Source organism: Spirosoma endbachense (genome assembly GCF_010233585.1).
Classification (GTDB): Bacteria; Bacteroidota; Bacteroidia; order Cytophagales; family Spirosomataceae; genus Spirosoma; species Spirosoma endbachense.
Genome location: NZ_CP045997.1, coordinates 6,100,444 through 6,125,414 on the forward strand (window position 1 = coordinate 6,100,444; position 24,971 = coordinate 6,125,414).

Below are 24,971 nucleotides of genomic sequence, written 5' to 3' on the forward strand. Positions count from 1 at the left end.
AAGACCTGGGGCCAGTCTGGTGAAGGGTGAGTAGGTTTGCCCGAATCCGGCCTTCCTTGATGACCTCATCTACCGATTTATTATGCGCCTAGTTAGCAGTAAGGAACTTATAGCCATTGTTTTTTGCCTCATTTGTTTCATCTCCACTATACAGGCACAGAGTAAGGCGGGCAAGTTTAACGTGATCGCTTTTTACAGGGCTAAAAGCGATCAGGCGCACATTAGCTACGTACATGAAGCTAATCGGTGGTTTCCTAAAGAAGCTGCCAGGCATAATTTTACCTACGATTCGACAGACAATTGGACGAATCTAAATGCTGATTTTCTGGCCAATTATCAGGTTGTTTTGTTTCTAGACAGCCGGCCTGAGGAACCTGCTCAGCGGGAAGCGTTTCAGAAGTACATAGAAAAGGGTGGTGCCTGGATGGGTTTTCACTTTGCGGGATTTGCCTTGACTCCATCTGCTTTTCCGCAGAACTGGGACTGGTATCATAACCAGTTTTTAGGATCAGGTCAATATAAAAGCAATACCTGGCGACCCACTTCGGCTATTTTACGGGTTGAAGATCGGAAGCACCCGGCCACAAAGCATTTGTCCGAAACATTTAAGTCGACACCGAATGAATGGTACAGGTGGACGAATGATCTGCGTACGAATCCGGATATTAAAATACTACTATCAATTGACTCAACAAGTTACCCATTGGGAACGGGACCAAAACCGCACGAAATATGGCATAGCGGTTATTATCCGGTAGTCTGGACGAATAAAAAATACAACATGATTTATGCAAACATGGGGCATAATGATATTGATTATGAAAACAAAACCAATAAAGAACTGTCATTTACATTTACGAATGAAACGCAGAATAAACTGATTATCGACAGCTTGTTATGGTTGGGCAATTCGTCAAAAATAAAGGCTAAAAAATGAGCCTTTCCTCATTGAAATATTGAATGGAGACTACAGTACAGACTATTATCGATACTATCAAAACCTTTTATTCAGAATTGTCTACCGATGCCACTCAAGATTTAATTGATCGCTGTAAAACTATACGGTTTGAAAAAAATACACTTCTGGTAAAAGAAGGGCAATATTCAGATAAAACTTTTTTTATTGCTGAGGGTGCTGCCAGAGCCTATTACTTAAAAGATGGCAAAGAAATTACCGATTGGTTTGCCTTTGAAAACGATTTTATCTCGTCAATTAATAGCTTTTTTCTTGATGTGCCAAGTCCTCATTTTATTGAATTAATTGAGCCATCAATACTAATAGAAGTTTCCAGAGATACCATGCTCGAGCTATGTGACAAGCATCATAGCTTCGACCGATTATGCCGGGTTATAGTCACGAAAACGATGTTACAACTGCAACAGCGAATTGTGTCTGTTCAGTTTGAGCCTGCGCACCAGAAACTTGAAAATCTGCTGGCCATCCGCCCCGACATCACGAATCGGGTTCCTCTTGGCCATATTGCTTCTTATTTAGGAATAACGCTGGAGACGTTAAGTCGAATTAGACATCCGAAGAAACGAATTTGATCTAGATCAAATGAAGCCCCTCATTTTAGCCCAACCTTTGCGAAAAAATGAGACCAAATGGACTGGAAGCGTATTCATTACTTATCGGGGATAACACTATCAATTTTTATTGGTCTTCACTTAGCTAACCATGCTATCAGTGTACTGGGCGAAGAGGCCCATTTAAAGACAATGGCGTTTCTGCGTCATCTATATCGAAATAGAATTGCTGAGACGTTTTTATTACTGGCTGTAGTAGTTCAGATTACGTCAGGTTTGCGATTATTTTTTAGCAAACGAAAGGACGTCAACGGCTTGTTTGATAAGTTACAAATATGGACCGGTCTCTATCTGGCTTTTTTTCTTCTGGTTCATGTATCTGCTATATTGTTCGGGCGGCTTGTTCTACATCTTGATACGAATTTATACTTTGGAGCGGCAGGCATCAATACATTCCCGTTCAGCCTGTTTTTTATCCCTTACTACAGTTTCGCTATTATGGCTGTATGGGGGCACATTGCAGCTGTACACAGAAAGAAAATGACAGTCAGAGTATTTGGTTTATCACCACAAGTCCAGGCAAAATTACTGCTCTATACCGGGCTTATTTTGGCAGTTCTGATTCTATACGGATTGACCAATCATTTTACCGGGATGACTATTCCTGAAGAGTATAATGTATTAGTCGGAAAATAGAAAAATGGTAAAGTTTTGATAATTATATAGATCTGATTTTGCAACGTAATTGATCCTATTACGGGTTGTTTATCACGAAATGAAGCAGCCTCATTGACCCGTGAATTCGTAGTAAAGAAGCCGCTGTGGTGATGTGATGGCAGTTTCTTCAAACTGACACGGAGAGGTTTCTTAAAGCCGACACAGAGAGGACGGTTCGCCGATGCGACGGTTCGCCGATGCGACGGTTCGCCGATGCGACGGTTCGCCGATGCGACGGTTCGCCGATGCGACGGTTCGCCGATGCGACGGTTCGCCGATGCGACGGTTCGCCGATGTGGTTATCAACTTGTTAGGGCGAAAAAAGCCCAAAAATATGGTTGCTCAACTAGAAGACTTTGCCGACAAATTCCTAACATTGATTCAGTTCATGAATCAAGAACTGGTTTTATAAGAAAGCCCTGAATAAATAGGTAAGTGGCATTTTTATAGTTTTTATTGAGTAACTAAAAACCTGATTCGGCTCAAATCTTCATACTTCAAGAAGCCAGGTACAGCATCTTACGGCGAGACTTCTTCTGGTTTAAAAATAAATGAGCTTTTTTGTATGATTCGGCGAAATAATTTGTTAAAAATAAATACGTGGCCACCAACAGACTAACAAGTAAACTTGCATAGCAGAAGAAAGGCATTATTTCGCATCTACATTTGTAAAATAGTGTTTGTTTTTATTACCATGCCATTTCACTAAAATTTCGATCTAAAACAACCGAAAATATTTATTCTTTTTTAGTGATCTAATAAAATTTACGATCAATATTTTTAATAAGACTGCACAAAAAAACTAAAATTTTGATTTTTAGAATATAGTATAATAGTAAACTTGACTATAGATTCTAAGGCTGGAATAGTAAACAGATGTTGGCCAAACATACAATCAATCTGTCAAAAAAATAACCACTCACCGGCCCAGCCTGCGTTCATGCTCTTCGATCAGGTACGAGAAGGGAGTCGGAATCATTCTATTCCTTAGTACGACAGGGATACTCATTACCTGTTGACAAGGACAAGTCACTTTTACTGTTAGCCACACAACCGAAGCAGGTGAGTCGATTTCCTCGAGCACAAAACCCAGTTAGCATACGCTTTGACTCCCCATTGCAGCTGGAGATTAGATCCGCCTAAACAAAAAGGCTTTCCAATCTATCTAGTCGGGCAAACCGAAACTGCCTCCTGATTCAGGCCCTAATATATAGCTACTTGTGCCCTAACCAAAAACTAGTTTCTTGTTCGATTATCCTCAGGAAATTATATAAGTGGCCCTGGTCCTTTTTCGGGAGCAGGCAGGATTTTAATTTAAAGTCGTAATTTACTAATAATCAACGGATTGTCAGATTTGTTTATATAATTATAGCTCAATATTATGTAGTCTGGCACTACTAGCTTTGGCAAGCCCTAAGCACATATAGAGGTTCACTTTTTTAACGGCTGGTATTACCAGCCTTGAGTTAGTAGATCCTGCTCACGTTTATAAGGATAAATAAGTCCATCAGCAGCAATCGAAACAGATTGACTAGTTCCATAGATCCAATCGCCAACAAAAGGGGTTACTGTAGGATTTTGGATGGTCAGGGTCGGCATCTTTCCAGACCAGGACTCTATTCGCTTATCTAATACCAGACATAACCGACCGGCCTGGTTCTCAACGCTGGCAATTTGGCCATCAAAACTTAATGGATCTTTAAAGTTAACGGGCGAAATAAGTCGTAGACGAGACTCACAGGAGAAAAAGCTTTCCTTCCCAAAGCCTTTTACATGATACCAACGTTCATTATTTATTTGATCTTTAGTAGGTTCAACACTTTGCTGATTCAGCCACCACATACCTTCCGATTTGGGTCCGTCATAAACCTGCCAGAAGTTTGGTGCTATTAGGTCAATGGACCCCTGATATCCATAAATCGTTGACTCAACAGCGCTTCCAATTTCAAATAACATAACTAAACTATCAAGGTTAGGGTGAATACAATCGCGATACGGTCTTCTAATAAGCTACAAATATAACGTTCATACTTATTTTGCGGCTATAAAATCCAGCAACTTACTAGCATTAAGCCAGCGAGGTTACACATGTCAAATCCAGCAAAAATTTATAGGAAGTAAATATGCCCCCATTCTCCTGTGACGTAGCTTTTTTTGAATTATATTGATTAATAGTAAAATTTTCGGCGCTTTTACGGCTTACCTTAATCGGGCGTTTTTTTAGAATTAATCTGTGTTGATTTCCGTTATCCACAGTTAAATCTACTAACCAATTGGTAATTTTTGGCAAACTTTGATTAGGCAGGCAGACCTCTCCTAAACCTATCTACTACGTTTTGTTACTGGCTAAGTTATACATCAAAGCAACAGTTTCAAAAAACCTAAAAATCGTAGTTACCCCTAAAAAATTCCCTACCGTTCAGCGCTTAATCCGATTACTTAGCTTCGCACGAACGTATCCTAATTGAACAGGCATCCAATTTATTTCTATTGCTCTGAGCCAGGATACCCCTTCTGGATCAGTAGATCTTGTCTTGAGAACAGTATTCCATCCGGCAACAGCCTTATCCCTGTGATTTACAGCCGTTCAGGTTTTATCAAAAGACATTTTTGTTCACAATCTGGTTTAGTTATCGTACATTGTTAAATCAATTGGTCATAAATAGTTGTTTAATTACCTCAGGGATAAAAGCAGGTGATGAGGTCACATGACTACAGTTTCTAAAATCAATGAGTTTTTAAACCGATTAAATAAACTGTATGCTATTCCGCCTAACTATCTTAGACCGCCAGGCCCAATTTCGAGAGTTTTCCTGCATGCTCGATAAACTTGAGGTTGGTTTTGACTTTCTTAATACTGTAGTCGCGGGTGGAGAAACGCTGATCAAGGTATTGCTTATCGAGAATGGTAAGGAGAGTGAACTCCCTCTGGAGGTATTTGACGGTTTTCCCTGTCTGGAGCCCATACAACAATTAGAGAATGAGTGGAAATATCTGTTAAGCCAACCCGTTCGCTCTATTTCTATTATAGATCAAGAGTTGATTGACCTGACCAGGAAACGGATGCATCAATGCGAGGCTAATGTATCAAGCCAGAAACTGGTGATAAGCCGGTTCAAAGCTTTATTAATAAGGGCTGAAGTGAGCATTCGGGATCAATCCATAAGATCCAGACTTATACTCCATTATAACCTGGAAATTGATCGGTATGAGCAGCAAATGGCTAAATCGCAGCTCTATCAACAGCAAGTTGCCAGAAGACTTGATGAATTAATCCAGGTATAATCTTATTTCAACACCTCTGCTCAAACACTTGTAGCCGAATTTCTTTCCTGCCAGTGATTCATCATCGTCAAACCAATAGACTTCTCATTTACTTATCGGGCCAGTTCTCTTCCTATCAATATATTTTCTGGAATTGCTCGTATCGCAAAACGGCGCCAGTTAGCAATCGATAAACCCGCCTAGACTAATAGACGTATGGTTAAAAGGCATTTATGTGCCCTGAACTGTCTCTTCCAGTGCGAATAGAAGCCATACTTATTTCCCTTCCTGTCAATTTTTTGACGATCCGATCAGAAGCTCATAAAGACGATTCGGCCTGCATTGGAGCAGGGCGTTTAGATAGCATTCAAATAAATTCTGAGGAATAAACCTCAACATAGAGGAAAATAGGCAACTGACTGTCTTATAAAAGGGTTTACCGGTCTTTATAAGACTGGTAGGTTTTGGCGAAATAAATTAGTGCCGGACTAGCATTGACAAGCGGTGAGTGCCCGAAAATTTATCCGCTTATACTAGTTAGTCTCTATTTTTTATTCTTTCTAATGGCCAAGGGTGCCAACCACAGGTTTTGAATCAGTACGTATATTCATAAAAGTAAGCTTAAAATGGGACAACCCTTAGCAAAATCCCGCTGGTATCGTCTGATACCCATAGCGTTTATTACTTATAGCCTTGCTTACCTCGACAGAGCAAATTTTGGATTTGGAGCGGCCAGTGGAATGGCTACTGATTTAAAGATCACGCCCTCCATGTCTTCCTTGTTGGGGTCTCTATTCTTTCTGGGCTATTTCTTCTTCCAGGTACCCGGCGCGATCTATGCGGAAAACAGAAGTGCGAAAAAGCTAATTTTCTGGTCGTTAATTCTGTGGGGTGGATTAGCCATGGCAACCGGAATAATCAGCAATGTCAATTTGTTGATTGTTATTCGTTTTATGCTTGGTGTTGTCGAAAGCGCGGTCATGCCTGCCATGCTGCTTTTTTTAAGCCGGTGGTTTACGAAAGCTGAACGCTCTCAGGCCAATACGTTTTTAATTCTTGGCAATCCGGCAACCATACTCTGGATGTCAGTTCTTTCGGGTTATTTAATCAAAGCGGTCGGTTGGCGATGGATGTTTATTCTGGAAGGGCTTCCGGCAATAGTCTGGGCTTTCTTCTGGTGGCGGTTAGTCGATGATAAGCCAAAAGATGCAACCTGGTTAACCGAATCTGAAAAACAGGCCGTAGAAGAGCAGTTACAGCAAGAGCAACAAGGAATTAAGCCGGTTAAAAACTATGCGGAAGCATTTAAATCCCGAATTGTTATTCTGTTGAGTCTGCAATATGCCTTGTGGAGTATTGGTGTTTATGGATTTGTTATGTGGCTTCCATCCATTATCAATGCAGCACCAAACATGAATATTGTAAAAACCGGCTGGCTGTCTTCAGTGCCCTACGTACTGGCTATAATCGGTATGTTAAGTGCGTCCTATTTTTCCGACAAAACCCTGAACAGAAAGCTATTTGTCTGGCCGTTTTTATTATTGGGTGCCATTGCTTTCTATGGTTCATATTTAATCGGCGTAAATCATTTCTGGATATCCTTCGTGCTCCTGATCATTGCTGGCGGTGCGATGTATGCACCCTATGGGCCATTTTTTGCCATTATTCCAGATGTTTTACCCAAAAATGTGGCAGGTGGCGCTATGGCCCTGATCAACAGTTTAGGTGCTTTAGGGTCATTTGTTGGCTCGTATATCGTTGGCTATTTAAATGGAACAACCGGTGGGTTCGGCGCTTCCTATATTTTTATGGCTGGCTCTCTCTTCTTATCAGCAATTATCACGTTGGTTGCCGTAAAACCGGCCGGTTCCACTTATAAACCCCAACCGGAAAAGTTGACCCTTCAATAACGATGAGCCGTGCCACGGTTAACCATAACTCCCATATGAACCGTGGCACAGCTCATCGTTATTGCTTACGTAAGTTTCTACACATTGATACGTCGTAAAATTCTGGAGTCTTTCCCAATCGGGCGAAATCGCACATCTTGTGCGATTTCGCACAGTTTTTTCATAGCAATATCCAAATAAAACCCTCATATACAATCATTTATACATGGCATAGTGTTTGGCGTACCAGGTAGGTAACTACACTAGCCAAAAATGGACCGCGAATTAGCACCCGAACTTGTTGCCCGAACCCGCCGAAGAAGCTGGCTGATTGGCGCCGTCGTGTTTATCAGTCTGGCAGCTGGCATCGTCTGGTTCCAAAAGATATTAAAAACATCCGTTGAAGCGAGCAAAATCCGAACGGCGGTTGCTCAAATCGGTTTTGTTGAAAACACCCTGAGCGCTACGGGCGAGATTATTCCAGCTTACGAACAAATCATAACCAGCCCCATTCGCGCCAGTATCCGGCGGGTATTGCTCACACCCGGCACTCGCGTTCGGCCCAACCAGCCCATTCTTGAACTTGATAAGTCGCTAACTCAGATTGAGTACGAAAAAATAGCAGACCAGCTTGCTCTCAAGAAAAATAGCATCGAACAACTGCGGCTTAAACTAAACAAGGAACTCTACGATGCCGATGTTGACGATCAAATCAAATCACTGACAATCAACAAGCTCAAGGCCGAACTTGGCGATGCCAAACGCCTGTTGAAAGTTGGCGGTCAAACACCCGAAGATGTAACCCGTGCCGAAAACCTTCTGCAAATCGCTCAATTAGAAAAAAAACAACTCGAGAACGATCTGGCCTATAACCGTCAGTCGATGAGCGCCAGCCTGAAAGAGTCTGAATTACAGGCGCAAATCGAAGCCACAAATCTTAAAGTACTCGATCATAAACTCAAACAAGCCGATATACTCACCGACCGGGCAGGTGTGCTGACCTGGGTAAATGAACACATCGGTTCGGCCGTAAGCGAGGGCGAAATGCTGGCAAGATTAGCGGATCTGGGCAGTTTTCGCGTGGAAGGTTCCTGCTCCGATATTTATGCCGAACAGGTAAAAGTGGGCCTGCCAGTAATCGTAAAAATCAATGAAACCTCCCTCCGCGGACAGATCACGCAGGTAAAACCGTCTGTCCAGAATGGTGTGGTGCAGTTTGCAGTAGATCTGGACGATAACCACCATACCTCACTTCGCCCCAATCAGAAAGTCGAAGTATTTATCGTCACAAACCGGGTTGCTCAGTCGGTGCGGGTAGCCAATGGGCCTGCCTTTAAGGGTAAACGGAAGCAGTTTGTGTATATAATGACCAGTCCTACTGTGGCTACCCGACGAGAAGTGCAGTTGGGACTGTCAAACTTCGACTGGGTAGAAATCAAGAGTGGATTGCAGGCTGGCGACCGGGTCATTCTGACGGATTTGAGTGAGTATGAACACCTCGAACAACTCACTATTGACCCTAACAAGCCCTGACGATGAACGCACTTCTTACTGGAACGGGCAACTTTATGCGCTCGCTGACAAAATGGGGCTTAGGGCTATTATGGCCTCTTGTGAGCCATCTGGCTGTAGCACAAACCCAGAAGCTTACGCTCGATGAGGTAGTACAACTAGCCCGCGAGCAATCGATAGCGGGCAAACAGGCGGCTACATTGCAGAAAACCAATTACTGGAAATACCGCTCATTTCTGGCTGATTTTAAACCGCAGTTGAGCCTCGATGGATCGTTGCCGAGCTTTACACGCTCGTTTGTTCAGGTCACACAACCCGATGGAACCATTGCTTTTCAGCCCGTTTCGAATAATAACTCGGTGTTGAACCTGTCGCTGAGTCAGAATATTCCATTAACAGGTGGCTCAATCTTTATTCAACAACAACTCCAGCGATTCGATAACTTCCTGAACAGCAGTACGCTTTATAACGGAATTCCCTTCGCCATCGGCCTGACTCAGCCGCTGTTTCGTTTCAACCAGATGAAATGGGACCGCCGGACCGAACCACTACGCTATGCAGAAAGTAACCAGCAATACATCGAGGCTCTCGAACAGGTTGCCCTCGATGCTACAGGTCTGTATTTTGACCTACTGGTGTCGCAGGTGAACCTTCAGATTGCCGAAACAAATCGCGCCAATAATGATACGCTCTTCAAAATAGCCGAACATAAGCTGGAGCTGGGGAAAATCTCACAAAACGATCTGCTCCAGTTGCAACTAAGCGTTCTGAATGCAAAAAAAGATCTGGCATCGGCGCGCCAAACAGCCGAAGTTGCATCATTGAAACTGCGATCATACCTGAACTCTAAAAATGAAGGCAGCGGGCAACCGCAACGATTTGAATTAGTCGTGCCGACACAGCTGACCGATTTTTCGGTAGACATCAACCAGGCTCTGGCTGAAGCATTTGCCAATCGCTCTGCTTCTATCGCCTTTCGTCGTCAGGTTCTCGAAGCCGATCGCGATCTGGATAAAGCACGTAAAGAAAACGGCCTAAATGCTACCTTAAATGCAGCTTTTGGCTTGTCGAACCGAGGCAATCGGCCGGGTGATGTATACGTACGCCCACAGGATCGGGAGTTTGTCGAAATACAGTTTACGCTTCCCATTATGACGTGGGGGCGAGCCCAGGCCCGAACCGAAACGGCCCGCGCCAACCAGCAACTCACGGTTCAAACGGTCGAACAATCGAAACGAACATTCGAGCAGCAGATTTATACGCAGGTAACCTTACTGGAAATGCTTCGACAGCAGGTTAAACTAACCGCCGAGGCTGATCAAATTGCTCAAAGCCGTTATCAGATCGCCCAGGATCGCTTTAAACTCAGCAACCTGAGTGTAACCGATCTCGGAATTGCCACGCAGGATAAAGATCGTGCCCGTCGCGACGCGATTCTGGCCTTACGCGATTACTGGCAGGCATTTTATGCGCTTCGCTTATTGACGTTATATGATTTTGAAACAAATCAGAAAATCAAATGATGGATGCATGCCTTTCGACCAGAACCATGTTACAATTGACTATACCCAAGCCGTGGCACGGTTTTGTGCGAAAGGCAGGAGCTATTGTAGAGTCAATACCTGAATGAGACCATCCGCCATCCATTCGACATTCGACATTCACCATTATCCATTTCCCAACGCCATGATTACGCTCAAAAACATCGAAAAAGTCTACCGGACCAGCAGCATCGAGACGCTGGCGCTGACGAACATCAACCTCGACATTCGGGCTGGTGAGTTTATTTCTATCATGGGGCCAAGCGGCTGCGGCAAATCGACCCTAATGAACCTGATGGGCCTGTTAGACGCACCCAGCCAGGGCAGCGTTGAAATTGGTGGTCAGGCTGTAACGCATTATCGCGACAAAGAACTGGCTCAGCTCAGGAACCAGAAAATTGGCTTTATTTTCCAGAGCTTTCACCTGATCAACGACTTATCGGTACTCGATAATGTCGAGATTCCATTGCTCTACCGGAAAGGCGATGCTACGGGCGCGTCACGTCGGGAACTGGCGCGTCAGGCGCTTGAGCGTGTGGGGTTGAGCAACCGGATAAAGCACTTTCCGAACCAGTTATCGGGTGGGCAGAAACAGCGGGTTGCCATTGCCCGTGCGATTGTTGGTCGTCCTGATATTATTCTGGCCGATGAACCGACCGGAAACCTCGACAGCGGGATGGGAAATGAAATTATGGCCATTCTCCAGCAACTCAATACCGACGGTAGCACGATTGTTATGGTAACGCACGATGAATCGATGGCCAAAAAAACGCATCGGCTTGTACGGCTGTTCGACGGATCGATGGTGGGAGACTCCAGCATTGGACAAGGAGCTCTGAGCATGGAGACCGGTATTGGGCGTGTCTTCCCATCGGAAGAACAATCAACTTTATAGGCTTACGAATCACAACGGGTATCCGCGTTCCATACCCCTCCCACTCTTTGCGCCATGTTAATCAACTACATAAAAATCGCCTGGAAGGTCCTGCTACGGCATCCGTTCTATACCTTCATTACACTCTTTGGCATTAGCCTTACCTTAACAGTGCTGATGGTGCTAACCTCCTTTCTCGACCATCTGATTGGAAGTCACTATCCAGAAACCAAACGGGATCGGTCGCTTTATATCATGCAGATGCTCCAGACCGATTCGAGCAGAAGTTCGAGAAGTATGGGTCCTATGAGCTTCAAATTTCTGACAGACTATGCTAAATCGCTGAAAACGCCGGAAAGGGTAACACTCTGCACCTTCATCAACAGTTCGAACGCCTATGTAGGCTCCCAGAAAATAAAGCTTAATACCAAATTTACGGATGCTGATTTCTGGCAGGTAACTGACTTTGAATTTCTGGAGGGGAAACCCTATAATGAACAAAATATAGCGAATGGTGACTATGTAGCGGTGATTACCGACGATTTTAAAAATCACTATTTTGGTAATACGACAGAATCGGTCATTGGTAAGGATGTTGAAATTGAGAACATTCACTATAAGGTAATCGGTGTGGTAAAAGGTAGCCCCGTTACCCGGCCGTTTACGTATGCAGATGTTTATTTTCCATATACGACTCCCAAAAGTAATTATCAGCGGTCTGGATTTCGGGGCGGTTATGTAGCGATATTATTAGCCAAAAATAAATCTGACCTGAAAGCGATTCAGGATGAATTTCAAAGTCATATAAACCGGATTCCATTACCTGGCAATCAGGATGGGTTTAAGTACTCGGTACTGGAGGTAAAAAGTGATCCTTATCTGGAAAACTTCATTGGCACCCTTTTAGATGGTGGCCCCGGCCTGAGGACCATATTTTTTGGCGTCATTGGCTTTATTATGTTCATGCTTATGGGTTTACCGGCCATCAATCTGGTAAACATAAACGTTAGTCGAATTATGGAACGGGCGTCAGAAATAGGCATACGAAAAGCATTTGGTGCACCCGTAAAAGCGCTTGTGTGGCAATTTATTGTCGAAAACATTTTCATCACATTCATCGGTGGGGCCATTGCACTCGTGCTCACGTTTATGATCATCCAGCTCATCAATAACAGCGGATGGATCGCATATGCCGATCTAACGATCAACATGAACGTATTCATTATCAGCCTATTGGTGTGTCTCGTATTCGGACTCTTATCGGGTGTGCTACCGGCCTTGCGTATGTCGAAACTTAATATTGCCGAAGCCCTTAAAGCTTAAAGAATGAATGCGTGAATGGCGAAAGAGTGAATTGCTGACGCAAGATATTCACCTACTAATCACGCATTCACACTTTCGCTCTTTCAGTCATTCGCTGTTTCACACTTTCGCTCATTCATCTACTCTTTATACCATGATCCGTCATCTTTTCAAATTAATCTGGAACAAGAAGAAAACCCACGCTCTGCTGATGATAGAGATCTGGGCTTCGTTTATGGTCCTCTTTGGGCTGGCCTCACTGATTGTCTATAATGTCGGCAATTACACGAAACCTTTAGGTTTTGAGTACAAAAATGTTTGGGCAATCAGTCTGAAAAGTAATCAGGACACTACCAATGTCGAGCAGAAAATTCAACGAGCCCTGCAACAGTTAAAGACATACGCCGATGTAGAATCCGCTACGAGAATGAGTAGTAATTTCCCATTTTCAGCAAACTCAATGAACAATGGGGTAGAGTACAACAAAAAAAAGATAATGGCTGATTTTTACGTAACTGACGATAATTTCGCCAAAACACTCGATATTCCCATGGCTGCCGGGAAGTGGTACCGAAATGCTGACAGCATCGGTAAATACACGCCCGTTATCATCAATCAAAAGGCGAAAGAAGGCCTGTTTGGTGATGAAAACCCAATGGGCAAGATCATTGGCGAACGTTTTAAGGTAGTAGGCACGGTTAATACCTTTAAGGCGAAAGGCGAATTTATGGCTGATAAACCCGCCGTATTTGAATTATTAAATGCCAAAAGTCCCTGGAACGATTTGCTGCTTATTCGGGTAAAACCCGGTACGGACGCCGTGTTTGAAGCTAAAATTGTGAAGAATATTACATCGATGCTGACAGGATGGAGTGTAGAAGTTGATCATCTGGCCGATTCCCGAAAAAACCAGCATAATCTTACACTCGTGCCTGTCATAATTTTTCTGATCGTGTGTAGCTTTCTGCTGATCAATGTTGCCCTGGGCCTATTTGGTATTCTCAATCTGAGCATTGCTAAACGGCGGAGCGAAATAGGATTACGTCGGGCATTGGGGGCTACAGAAAAAGGGATTTCGACACAGTTCATTGGTGAAATTTGGGTGCTGGCCACCTTTGGAATGCTGATTGGTTTGTTATTTGCCGCTCAATTCCCACTCCTGAACGTATTTGATTTACACGCAAATGTCTATATAACAGCCATTGTCGTTTCAATCATAGTCATCTACCTGATCGTTACGCTCTGTGCCTTATTCCCAAGCCGACAGGCCGCAACCATTCAACCAGCCGTAGCGCTTCATGAAGAATGAACAGGGAGTGAATGCTGTAAACCCTGAAAACCCAAAACCTACCATTTTACAGTATCCCTTGTCCATTCGCCATTAGACCAGCATGCTCCTCATCATCGACGACGATATTGCCATCCAGACGTCTCTTTCCCTCCTGTTCAGGAAAGAAGGGTTCACGGTACGTACGGCCGACGGGCCTTTTGATACCTTCGAGATTTTGCAGGAGGAAACGCCGGAAGTCATTCTGTTGGATATGAATTTCTCCGTCGATACCTCCGGTGATGATGGCTTACGCTTGCTCCGCCGGATTCGGGAGCGCCTGCCGGATGTACCAGTCATTCTGATTACCGGATGGGGCAGCATCGACCTCGCCGTAGAGGGCATGAAAGCCGGAGCCAAAGACTTCATTACCAAGCCCTGGCAGAATGATTACCTGGTTCAGTCGGTCAGAACGGCCCTAAACCTGGCCCAGTCAGATCCGGTCTCACCCGATCGTCGGGAGCTTGATCAGCAATTTTCATTTGATAACATCGTTGGCGAAGATCCAACCCTGTTAACTATTCTGAAAACCGTTGGACGCGTGGCACCTACCGATGCTCCTGTACTCATTACGGGCGAGAGTGGTACGGGCAAAGAACTCATTGCAGAAGCCATTCACCAGAACAGCCGACGAAAACGACAGCCGTTTGTCAAAGTTAATCTGGGCGGTATTTCATCGACACTGTTTGAAAGCGAACTATTCGGGCATATTCGTGGTGCTTTTACCGATGCCCGAACCGACCGCGTAGGGCGATTTGAACTGGCCAACAAAGGCAGTATTTTTCTGGACGAAATCGGTGACCTTGACCCAGCCAGTCAGGTAAAATTACTACGTGTATTGCAGGATCGGACGTTCGAGCCGCTGGGTAGCAGCAAAAGTCGAACGGTTGATGTGCGGGTGATCTGCGCGACGAACCGAAACCTGGAGGATATGGTCGCCAAAGGGTTATTTCGGGAAGATTTGCTGTACCGGATCAACCTCATCATGGTTCGGCTACCTTCCCTACGCGAACGGCCGAACGACATTGCAAGGCTGGCGACTTTTTTTGTCAACAACCTGAAAACGCTCTACGGACGACCTGATCTGCACATCGGCAAAGAAGCGATGAACTGGCTCAAAACGCTGTCATTACCGGGCAACATTCGCCAGTTGAAAAATGTCGTAGAGCGAACGGTGCTGCTGGCCCACAACGACAAATTAATGATCGCTGACTTCGAACAAAACCTCACTGTGAGTCCCAAACTCCAGGCTTCCCGTTCACTGCCCGAAGTAGGAACCATGACGCTCGAAGAAATGGAATACCAAATGATTCAACAGGCGATGGCTTTTCATAACAATCGGGTTGCCAAAGTTGCCAGAGCGCTGGGCATTACTCGTTTTGCACTCTACCGCCGATTAGAGAAATTTGGCATTCCCTACACAACTGAGGAATGAATTTACGCCTGCGTACGCGTTACCTGCTTTACATTATCACGGTTCATCTCGCGCTGGTCGCTTTAATCGGCTGGGTATTGAGAGAACAAAAAGCATTGTTTATTGCCTCAGAGGTTCTGATTCTGATTTCAGTATACGTTGCCATTCGTATTTATCGGGCGTTTCAGCAGCCGTCGGAATTCATTGCGTCAGGAATCGAAGCGATTCGGGATAAAGACTTTACCGTCAAATTCGTGCCGACTGGTAATTACGAAGTCGATGAGTTGATCACGGTCTATAATCTGATGATTGACCAGCTTCGGCAGGAGCGCACCCGGCAGGTTGAGCAGCAGTTCTTCCTAAATAAACTGATCGAAGCCGCTCCAATTGCCATACTGATCTTTGATTTCGACGATCGAATTGCATCCGTTAATCCAAGGGCCTGCCAACTTCTGGGAATGCAACCCGAAGCAATGCTCATGAAACGGTTGGCTGAGCTGGGTTACTCCTTGCTTGCTCAAATGGCCGATCTGGCCGACGGCGAGTCGCGGGTGATGAAGCCCAACGGGATTGAAACCTACAAAGTACTTCGGTCAAACTTCATCGATCGGGGATTCCGCCGATCGTTTCTGATCATTGAAGAGTTAACGCCTGAGATTCTGGCTTCTGAAAAGAAAGCATACAGCAAAGTAATTCGGATGATGGCACACGAGGTCAATAACTCCATTGGGGCCGTAAACTCCATTCTGAGCGTGACAGAATCCGAACTACCCGACTCTGAGTTAAAACGCGCCGTTCGGGTAGCGATCGACCGCAACGATCGGCTCAATCGCTTCATGCGTCGCTTTGCCGACGTTGTGCGGCTACCTCAGCCTAACCTGGCTCCCAGCGATATGGCTGAGTTAACGCGTAACGTTGTGCGGCTTATGCAACCACAGGCTGAAGCCAGTAATGTGGCGCTAACCATCACGGCTCCCGATACTCCGGTTATGCACCCCGTCGATTTAGGGCAACTGGAACAGGTACTGGTCAACATTGTCAAGAATGCGATTGAGGCTTGTGAGCCAGGCAATCGTGTAGAAGTCCTGATTACACCCAGTCACCTGATCATTCGAGATAATGGTGCTCCTATTCCAGAGGATGTAGTAGCTAATTTATTCAACCCTTTTTATAGTACCCGCCCCAACGGACAGGGCATCGGCCTGACCCTAACACGGGAGATTTTACTTAATCATGGCTTTTCGTTTTCACTACAAACCGAGCCAGATGGATGGACCGTTTTCGCCATTTCCTGGGCTAGAGCAATTGGTTGATTGAAGTTCATGAATCGCCACGTTTAGCTATTACCTGCGCTAATTCTTCTTGGATTCTTCCGGCTTTTCGGAAGCCGAGTTAGCTTTGGCAAATGCGGCAACGGCCTGCTCATCAATGCCACCAACAACATCTAGTTTTGGCATCGCTTGCTTCAGGGTAGCCAGTCCCTGAGCAGTCACTTTTGTTTGCCAGAGGTAAACCGTTTTGAGGTTTTTCAAGGTTGTCAGCTCCGCCAGGCCCGCGTCGGTCACAGCCGTACCATATAGGTTCAGGTATTCGAGGTTAGCCAGCCCTTTTAGTTGTTTCAAGCCAGCGTCAGTTATTTTCGTCTGCTCCAGATGTAGTTTTTGCAGGTTTTTCAATTTAGATAGCTGCGCTAATGTCGCATCAGATATGTCGGTCTCACCCAGCTTCAGCCAAACAATCTGGTTGCTGAGTTTGGGTAACAAGGCCGCCTGTGCATCATTGTAGGTTCGTGCATTAACCGCGCTAACTTCCAGCTGATTCTGTTCTTTTGAGAGCGGCAAGACCAGTAAACCGGTTTTCTTAAGTTCCTCAATTACTCTAGGGTCAGCCGCCGGAACTTTCATTGTCAGCACGGGCGATTCGGGCGCAGGACCCGCAGCAATTCCACTGCCAGAGGAGGCATTGGTCGAACCGCTACCACCCAGCGATGCCAACACGGGTTTGATGGCGTCGTTCACGGCTAATTCCGATACTTTTTTGTCAAAAGAAGCCCCCTGATCGATCCACCAGGTCAACAAGGCGATCTGCCCTTCACTAAGCTGCGATTTACCCTTTGGCGGCATGTGGTGATCATCTTCCTCGGGCAGTAAGCAAACCTTCACCATTTCACTGGTGCTACTTTTACCCGCTACGAAAACAGGACCATCTTCGTAGCCTTTCTTTATCATTTCGGGCGAATCCAGCCGAAGGCCAGCCTTCGACTTATCGGCATTATGGCATTGAACGCAACGCGTCTGGAGAATAGGATTGATAATCTGTTTATACACCATTGCCTGATTGACGTCGGTGATCGGCTCCGCCTTAAATTCTTTCTGCTTAGGCGGTAAGCCAGCCAGTGTTCTCAGTGGTCCGGGTGCATACTGAGTCAGGAAATCCGAACCGTGGGTCAGGTTTCCGCCCTGATGCCCAGCTGCCAGCAACAACAGCAGCGATACGCCCAGAGCAGGCAGATACATCAATTGGGCAAACGGGATCACCCGGCCCAGATTCTCCGATTTTACAGCCCAGGCAATCCAGGCAAACGCTGCTACGCCAATCCCCTCCCATTTATGGTTATTGAGCGTTTCGGTGTCATAGCCTCCGCCCAGAGAAAGCATATAACCAAACACGCACGCCATCGTTGCACTTACCGCCGACCAGAATAAAATCAGGGTAATTGTATGGGGACTAACCGAATTACGGCGAGTCAGACGGTCAATTTCGAGCAAGCCCGCAATGAGCAAAAACCCAATCGGCAGGTGGACAATCAGCGGATGGAAATGGCCAAAAAACAATACCCAGTCCGAGGGCTGAGCAGCATTCGCCTGCAAAAAAATCAGTTTATTCATAGTTAGCACTCGATTCAGGAAACCCGTTCTAATTTTATAGGATAGGTTTTCTTGGAACTCCATTGCGCCACATAGATGCTATCATCTTCATCTACCAGCACATCATGTGGATGCAGAAACGCCGAAACGCCACGTTCTTTGCGTTGTTCACCAAGTTTGCCATCCTGATAGACTGGCTCCGATCCGCCGGGGGTCGAAATTACCCGGTCGTTTTTATCCAGAATGGTAATATAACCCGAATCAGGATAATTATCAGATGTGCTCCTAAAAACAGCACCATAGATATTTTCGCCATGAATAACCGGTCGGCAAATGTATGATCCAGGCAGCGATATGGTCGAAACGTATTTGCCATCGAGTGTAAAACGCTTGAGCGCATTCCGTCGGCGATCAGTAATGAGCAGCGTTGGGCTACTGGTTCGGCGGTCAACGACAATACCGTGGCAGCAATCAAACGTATCGTTCGCTTCGCCCTTACCACCCCAATACCGGATAAGTTTACCGGCTTTGTCATACTGCATTACGTAGTTCAGGCCATACCCATCGACTACATAAATATCGCCATTGGCTGGGTTTATAGCGGTTTCGGTCGGCTTAAACTGCGTCGGGTAGGCATAAACGCCCGTTTCTTTCGGATAGTCTAGCTTCATCAGTTCACTCCCTTTCAGATCCGTCTTAATGACCTGATGCCGGTCGGTATCGCTGATCAGCAGGTATTGGTCATTGCCTTCTCCACCCAGCGTTAAGCCATGACCACCGGGGTAGTCGTGGCCCCAGGTTTCGAGCAACTTACCTGACTTATCATAAACGAGAATATTATTTTTGGTCTCGTTGGTTAGGAGAATGATTCGCCCCTTAGCGTCCTGTACCATCTCGTGGCAATCATTAACGGGATTTTTTCCCGCATCCAATACGCCCCAGCCTGGCACTACCCGATAACGGAATCCATTATGCCCTAAAACAGTTGTTTCGGCGCTATAACGATTGGTTTTTGCCGAAAGAATCGTTGGTACGGAGGTACTTGCCGCTGCTACGAGCGATGCCTGCCGAATAAATGAGCGACGCGAAAACGAAGAAGCCATGGTGTCTGTACTATTTACAGAAAAAGGAAGTTGGCCCTAAACTTTACTGTTACCAGCATGCTTACTGGCCTGCCTTGTCCATTCTCAGGCGAATCAGCAGGTAGCCCGATTCCGGGAAACGCCTAAACGGCAGAGGCCTGATTCTTCAAAGCAAGAATCAGGCCTCTGCCGTTTAGGTTAATTCGTTCAGTTTTTTTCCTGATCGTCCTTACTTCCATGATTTCCACCCTTGCCTCTTCCCATGCGGCCACGCATCGATTCAAACTTAGTGAATTGATCGGGTGTCAAAATACTTTGCAGTTTACTTTTAAAATCGTCGGCATTAGCCTTCAAAGCCTCTGCTTTTGTTTTGTTGTCATCAGAACTTTTCTGAATCGCATCCACTTTCTCAGCGCGGGCTAAGGTTACATCATAAACCTTTTTAGAAGTAGCCTCGTCCAGCCCTAGTTGCTGCGTCATCCGGTCGGTCATTTTCCGGGCACGTGTAGCTGGGTCACCAGCCTGATACTCCTGCATGGCCCGGCCTCTACCTCTCTGGGCTGAAGCGGGGGCATCGGGGGTAGTCGTTTGCTGGGCCAACAGCGACAAAGAGAGCATCGAAAGCATCAGTCCGCTAAATGCAATTTTCTTAAACATGGTTCGTGATCGTTTTATTCGAACCTAAGACGACCTGCAACAGCCTATGGTTTAAGCAATCGCCAGAATTTAATAGCATCTTAACCAGGTTTATCGAAGAGGGCTATTCAGCAGTATAGTGTAAATCGGTAATCAATGCCGCGATGCGTTCCAGATGTTGAACGTCGACGTCGCTAAAGTCATTTAATTGATCACTATCGACATCCAGTACCATACGAACTGTTCCCGCCCGATCAAACACAGGCACAACAACCTCCGATTTCGACGCCGAACTACAGGCAATATGTCCGGGAAACTGCTCAACGTCGGGCACCAGAATTGTTTCACGCCGGGTATAGGCTGCTCCGCAAACACCCTTATCGAACGCGATACGTGTGCAGGCAATAGGCCCCTGAAACGGTCCAAGTACCAACTGATTCTCTTTTTTGATATAAAAGCCAACCCAAAAGAAACCAAAGGCTTCTTTCAGCGCGGCCGAAATATTGGCCAGATTAGCAATTAGATCCGGTTCGCCATCAATAAGTGCGGCAATTTGCGGAATCAGGCTATCGTAAACCAGCCGACGATCGGCGGTCTGGGGGAGAAATAAGGATTCTGCCATTTTTATCGATACTGCTTATTGATGCAGTAGTAGAATGACAAAAAACAAAACGGAGTTAGTTCCGCGTAAAAAACTGAATGAGAACGATACTTAGGGTCGTAAACAGCGTACTGGCTCCAACCCGAATCAGCGTAGGAATCAATAAGGTCAGGCTGCTGGCTTCAATAAAAAACAGGGCCGAGTGATGTATCAGTGCCAATATAAATACATACCGAAAAAACACGCCGACTCCCAGTTCCTTCAATGAAAACTCAATTCGTGATTCCATACCCGGCACGTCAATTTGTGTTCGTACGACAAACGGCCTAAAATAAGCCATCAGCACCGTAGCGGCCGCATGCATACCGAGCGTATTGTAGAACGTATCGACAATAATTCCGGTCACAAACCCAATGAGCAGCAGCCAGGTAAGGCTGGTCTCGTTGGGCAATAACAGAATACAGGCGATGTAAACGAAACAGAACGCGTAATCAAAGAGCACCAAATTCCGCACAAGCAGGATCTGCAATACCAGATACAGCAAAAATAAAAACGCAGTAGACAGAATTTCGCGTAAAGTCATCTTGTAGTAGGCGGTGGGCAGTCGATAGTTGGCAGTTGGCTAGTTTCTCACTGCCGGCTGCCCATTCCTTACTGCTTACTATTTCTCTGTTTCAACTTGTTTTTCTAACTGCTCCTGCTCTGCCTGCAGGCGATTTTCTACGATATATACAAAGGCCAGACTGCCGAAGTTTGTGGCCAGATTAAGTGTAATATCGTGAAAGACCCGATTGGGCTGGACGCCAACTGTTCGGACATAGCCGACCAAGATACCCGGAGGAAACGTAGAGTTACGCTCCGAGGTAACGACCGAATCGCCTTTGTGAACCGTCTTTGTCAGCGAAATGTCATTCAGCTTGATCAGGCTCGGGTCTACGCCATCCCACCTCGCCGTCCCAATTTCATCCGCTTTCGTTAAAGCTGACGACACCAGAAACCCAGAATGCAAAATCGACGTAACGACCGAAAAATGTCGGTTACACACTTTCACCTTACCGACGACACCCGTTGGCGAAATCACGCCCATACCCGGTCGGATTCCATCATCGGTACCTTTATCGATCGTAATGTAGTTGTTAGCGAACTGTGTTGTATTGTCAATTACCTTAGCAACAGTGTACTTAAAGCGGTCGGCAAAAGCCGAGTCGGCCAGATACTCTCTTGGAGACGCGGGCTTACTTTGCAGTAACTGAGTTAGTTGGGTATTGAGCCGTTGGTTTTCCATGGCCAGGTCAGCATTAACCTGCCGCAGACGAGCATATTCATTGGCCGCGTTGGACCACGCCAACACCTGAGCCGCATACCGGTTCGATGTGTTGAAATAGGTCACGCTCCAGTAATTGCTTGTGTTAATGATAAAATAGAAGCAGAACACTTCCAGTAACACAAACAAGATGAAGTTTCGGCTTCGAATAAAAAAGTCGACTAACTCTCCCATAAAGTGGGGAACATCTTAACAATGTAGCCTGGACTTGGTCGGGTAGCCGGAGGCCAGGTTGTAGAGACAAAATACCAGCTACAATCCAGCCTTCGGTTAACCGGGCTAAAGTCCAGGCTACATTACAAAACTTAACTAATCAGAACGGATCTGTACATATCCAGATTCTTAATCACCTCGCCCGTACCTTTTACAACAGCTTTGAGCGGATCATCGGCCACGTGAATGGGCAGCTTGGTTTTTGCGCCCAGCCGTTTGTCGAGACCATGCAGCAGGGCACCGCCCCCCGTCAGGTGAATACCGTTCGTGTAAATGTCGGCCGAAAGTTCCGGTGGCGAAATTTCCAGCGCCTTCATCGTAGCCTCTTCAATCTTTGAAATTGATTTGTCGAGAGCGTAGGCGATTTCGCTGTAGGTAACCTTAATTTCTTTCGGAATACCGGTCATTAAGTCACGACCCCGGATTTCGTAATCGGCGGGCGGGTTGTCGAGTTCGGGCAAAGCCGAGCCAACTTCCATTTTGATTTGTTCAGCTGAGCGTTCGCCAATAAGCAGGTTATGTTCCCGACGCATGTAATCGACAATATCGCGGGTGAAAACGTCTCCGGCGATCCGGATCGACTGTTCGCAGACAATTCCTGATAAAGCAATTACGGCAATTTCGGTAGTACCACCGCCAATATCGACAATCATGGTACCATTCGGCTGTGTAATATCGATACCGATGCCAATTGCCGCGGCAATTGGTTCATGTACCATGTAAACTTCCTTCGCCCCGGCATGTTCGGCAGAGTCTTTAACAGCGCGCTTTTCCACTTCGGTAATCCCCGATGGTATACAAATAACCATCCGATGCGAAGGTGAAAACAGTTTGCTCCCGGTATCTATCATCTTGATCATGCCCCGAATCATTAGTTCGGCGGCAGTAAAGTCGGCAATTACGCCGTCTTTCAACGGGCGAATCGTCTTAATATTTTCATTGGTCTTTTCGTGCATTTGCATGGCCTTATGGCCAATGGCCAGCACTTTTCCGCTGGCTTTGTCCATTGCAATAATCGAAGGCTCATCCACCACAATCCGATCCTTGTGAATAATCAAGGTATTCGCCGTGCCCAGGTCAATCGCAATGTCGCTGGTTAAAAAATTGAAAAGTCCCATTCCTGGTTGCTGTTGTTCCTTTTTACAAGTACCGTTTTTAAAAGGTTTGCAAAAATATGGATTATTCAAGAGAAACAACGATGCTATGTAAATACAGTATTGCTTTTTTTATATGACAATCAGAACAGTTAGCAATTTTCGACCCTTAGTTTGTACCAATTAATCAAGATCGGCCTGCCAACCCGCGCTGCTATTACCCATTACAAACTCCCTTACTGAAGACTGCCAACTGTTTTCGTAACTTTGCATCATTATGGGAATTCGCTCAGTCGTAAGTAAGCCACTGGCTAAATGGGTTGTAGAAAGACAGCAGTCGTGGATGTATCAACCCGCCGAGGCCCAGCAGCGTTGGTTGCAGGAGTTGGTTAAAGGTGGTCGCAACACGGTGTTTGGCCGTATTCACCACTTTCGGGATATACAAACGGTTGACGATTTTCGGCAAGCGGTTCCTGTACGCGATTACGAAGATCTCAAACCTTACATTGATCAGATCCTGGCCGGTACACCGGATGTGCTCTGGAAAGGCCAGCCATTGTACCTGGCTAAAACCTCAGGAACAACCTCCGGTACAAAATACATTCCGATTACGAAGGATTCCATTCCGAACCACATCAACTCAGCCCGTGATGCGCTTTTGAATTACATCTACGAAACGGGAAACAGTGCTTTTCTCGACAAAAAACTCATTTTCCTATCGGGTAGTCCCGAACTGGCGCAAAAAGCGGGTATCAATATCGGGCGTTTGTCGGGCATAGCCAATCACCATGTTCCGGCTTATCTACGGTCGAATCAGTTACCCAGCTACGAAACCAATGTTATCGACGATTGGGAAACCAAGCTGGAGCGTGTCATCGACGAAACGTTGACGCAGCCCATGTCGTTGATCTCGGGCATTCCTCCCTGGGTCCAAATGTATTTCGACCGAATTCAGGACCGAACGGGAAAGCTGATTAAAGATGTCTTCCCCGATTTTTCGGTGTTTGTCTATGGTGGCGTCAATTTTGAACCGTACCGTGCCAAATTGTTCGAGAGCATCGGCAAGCGGATCGATTCGATCGAAACCTATCCGGCATCAGAGGGTTTTATCGCTTTTCAGGATACGCAGACCGAAGAAGGTTTGTTGATGTTACTCGACAGTGGTATCTTCTTCGAGTTCATTGCGGCCGACGAATACTTTACCGAAAACCCGCGCCGATTAACGATTGATGAGGTCGAACTAGGTAAAAATTACGCTGTCATCATCAATAACAACGCCGGGCTGTGGGGCTATTCTCTGGGCGATACGGTTAAATTTGTTTCGCGGGAGCCTTACCGGTTACTCGTAACAGGACGCATCAAGCACTTTATTTCGGCCTTCGGCGAACACGTTATTGGCGAAGAAGTTGAAAAGGCTTTGCAGTACGCGATGCAGCTTCACCCCGAAACAGAGGTCGTAGAGTTTACGGTTGCGCCGATGGTTAGCCCCAAAGAAGGATTACCCTACCACGAATGGTTAATTGAATTTGCCACTCCCCCCAACGATCCGGCTGCCTTTGCCCGCGACATCGACAACCGATTAATCGGATTAAACGTATATTACGACGACCTCATCACGGGCTCGATCCTGCAACCGCTCAAGCTAACCAGCCTGCCTCGTGGGGCATTCCAGCGCTACATGAAGTCGCAGGGAAAACTAGGTGGCCAAAATAAAGTGCCACGTTTGGCTAATGATCGGAAAATTGCGGAGGGGTTAGCAGGAATAATGTCCAATGCCTAATGAATAA

The 24,971-nt window shown here is 45.9% G+C and carries 22 protein-coding genes; 14 read left to right on the plus strand and 8 right to left on the minus strand.

Annotation, left to right across the window (positions count from 1 at the left end; translation table 11 throughout):
• Positions 1-82 precede the first annotated feature (82 nt).
• From GJR95_RS24750 to GJR95_RS24765, 4 genes are all read left to right on the plus strand, one after another.
• Positions 83-937: a ThuA domain-containing protein gene (locus GJR95_RS24750; RefSeq protein ID WP_162388423.1), complete on the plus strand. Its 855-nt coding sequence runs from the start codon at positions 83-85 to the stop codon at positions 935-937.
• Positions 938-960: 23 nt separating this feature from the next.
• Complete coding sequence (locus GJR95_RS24755) at positions 961-1,548, plus strand: Crp/Fnr family transcriptional regulator (protein WP_162388424.1); 588 nt, start codon at positions 961-963, stop codon at positions 1,546-1,548.
• Between the two features lie 57 nt (positions 1,549-1,605).
• Positions 1,606-2,223 carry a hypothetical protein gene (locus GJR95_RS24760; protein ID WP_162388425.1) on the plus strand — a complete coding sequence of 206 codons (618 nt, stop codon included), beginning with the start codon at positions 1,606-1,608 and terminating at the stop codon, positions 2,221-2,223.
• 202 nt (positions 2,224-2,425) lie between these two features.
• Positions 2,426-2,656 (plus strand): hypothetical protein, encoded by a 231-nt coding sequence (locus GJR95_RS24765; RefSeq protein ID WP_162388426.1) that lies wholly within the window; start codon positions 2,426-2,428, stop codon positions 2,654-2,656.
• Between the two features lie 1,040 nt (positions 2,657-3,696).
• Here the strand turns inward: GJR95_RS24765 and GJR95_RS24770 are convergent.
• Positions 3,697-4,200, minus strand: a complete 504-nt coding sequence (locus tag GJR95_RS24770; RefSeq protein ID WP_162388427.1) for a hypothetical protein — start codon at positions 4,198-4,200, stop codon at positions 3,697-3,699.
• Positions 4,201-5,061: 861 nt separating this feature from the next.
• On the opposite strand from GJR95_RS24770, the gene GJR95_RS24775 reads away from it, so the two are divergent.
• From GJR95_RS24775 to GJR95_RS24815, 9 genes are all read left to right on the plus strand, one after another.
• Entirely contained in the window at positions 5,062-5,529 is a 468-nt protein-coding gene (locus tag GJR95_RS24775; protein ID WP_162388428.1) for a hypothetical protein, read from the plus strand.
• A gap of 605 nt (positions 5,530-6,134) precedes the next feature.
• The gene (locus GJR95_RS24780; RefSeq protein ID WP_162388429.1) at positions 6,135-7,418 is read left to right on the plus strand and encodes an MFS transporter; all 1,284 of its coding nucleotides are present in this window, start codon (positions 6,135-6,137) and stop codon (positions 7,416-7,418) included.
• 252 nt (positions 7,419-7,670) lie between these two features.
• Positions 7,671-8,930, plus strand: a complete 1,260-nt coding sequence (locus tag GJR95_RS24785) for an efflux RND transporter periplasmic adaptor subunit (protein ID WP_162388430.1) — start codon at positions 7,671-7,673, stop codon at positions 8,928-8,930.
• A gap of 35 nt (positions 8,931-8,965) precedes the next feature.
• Entirely contained in the window at positions 8,966-10,432 is a 1,467-nt protein-coding gene (locus GJR95_RS24790) for a TolC family protein (RefSeq protein WP_162391845.1), read from the plus strand.
• 163 nt (positions 10,433-10,595) lie between these two features.
• Positions 10,596-11,345: an ABC transporter ATP-binding protein gene (locus GJR95_RS24795; protein ID WP_162391846.1), complete on the plus strand. Its 750-nt coding sequence runs from the start codon at positions 10,596-10,598 to the stop codon at positions 11,343-11,345.
• Positions 11,346-11,399: 54 nt separating this feature from the next.
• Positions 11,400-12,647, plus strand: coding sequence for an ABC transporter permease (locus GJR95_RS24800; protein ID WP_162388431.1), 1,248 nt, complete (start codon positions 11,400-11,402; stop codon positions 12,645-12,647).
• Positions 12,648-12,780: 133 nt separating this feature from the next.
• A complete protein-coding gene (locus tag GJR95_RS24805; protein ID WP_162388432.1) occupies positions 12,781-13,935 on the plus strand; it encodes an ABC transporter permease in 1,155 nt (384 codons plus the stop codon).
• Between the two features lie 82 nt (positions 13,936-14,017).
• Positions 14,018-15,388: a sigma-54-dependent transcriptional regulator gene (locus GJR95_RS24810; protein ID WP_162388433.1), complete on the plus strand. Its 1,371-nt coding sequence runs from the start codon at positions 14,018-14,020 to the stop codon at positions 15,386-15,388.
• Positions 15,385-16,680 carry a sensor histidine kinase gene (locus tag GJR95_RS24815; RefSeq protein ID WP_162388434.1) on the plus strand — a complete coding sequence of 432 codons (1,296 nt, stop codon included), beginning with the start codon at positions 15,385-15,387 and terminating at the stop codon, positions 16,678-16,680. Before GJR95_RS24810 ends, GJR95_RS24815 begins: the two co-directional genes overlap by 4 nt.
• 39 nt (positions 16,681-16,719) lie before the next feature.
• On the opposite strand, the gene GJR95_RS24820 is transcribed toward GJR95_RS24815, so the two are convergent.
• The 7 genes from GJR95_RS24820 to GJR95_RS24850 form a co-directional block, all read right to left on the minus strand.
• Positions 16,720-18,255 carry a c-type cytochrome domain-containing protein gene (locus GJR95_RS24820; protein ID WP_162388435.1) on the minus strand — a complete coding sequence of 512 codons (1,536 nt, stop codon included), beginning with the start codon at positions 18,253-18,255 and terminating at the stop codon, positions 16,720-16,722.
• 14 nt (positions 18,256-18,269) lie between these two features.
• On the minus strand, positions 18,270-19,337 hold the full coding sequence (locus GJR95_RS24825; protein WP_162388436.1) for an NHL repeat-containing protein: 1,068 nt from the start codon (positions 19,335-19,337) through the stop codon (positions 18,270-18,272).
• A gap of 186 nt (positions 19,338-19,523) precedes the next feature.
• Positions 19,524-19,973: a DUF4890 domain-containing protein gene (locus GJR95_RS24830; protein ID WP_162388437.1), complete on the minus strand. Its 450-nt coding sequence runs from the start codon at positions 19,971-19,973 to the stop codon at positions 19,524-19,526.
• Between the two features lie 103 nt (positions 19,974-20,076).
• Entirely contained in the window at positions 20,077-20,574 is a 498-nt protein-coding gene (locus tag GJR95_RS24835) for a GAF domain-containing protein (protein WP_162388438.1), read from the minus strand.
• Positions 20,575-20,629: 55 nt separating this feature from the next.
• Positions 20,630-21,136, minus strand: coding sequence for a hypothetical protein (locus tag GJR95_RS24840; protein WP_162388439.1), 507 nt, complete (start codon positions 21,134-21,136; stop codon positions 20,630-20,632).
• A gap of 78 nt (positions 21,137-21,214) precedes the next feature.
• Positions 21,215-22,051 (minus strand): rod shape-determining protein MreC, encoded by an 837-nt coding sequence (gene mreC, locus GJR95_RS24845; RefSeq protein WP_162388440.1) that lies wholly within the window; start codon positions 22,049-22,051, stop codon positions 21,215-21,217.
• Between the two features lie 131 nt (positions 22,052-22,182).
• Entirely contained in the window at positions 22,183-23,208 is a 1,026-nt protein-coding gene (locus tag GJR95_RS24850) for a rod shape-determining protein (RefSeq protein ID WP_077923646.1), read from the minus strand.
• 253 nt (positions 23,209-23,461) lie between these two features.
• Between GJR95_RS24850 and GJR95_RS24855 the strand changes: the two genes are divergently transcribed.
• Positions 23,462-24,964, plus strand: a complete 1,503-nt coding sequence (locus GJR95_RS24855; RefSeq protein ID WP_162388441.1) for a GH3 auxin-responsive promoter family protein — start codon at positions 23,462-23,464, stop codon at positions 24,962-24,964.
• Positions 24,965-24,971 lie beyond the last annotated feature (7 nt).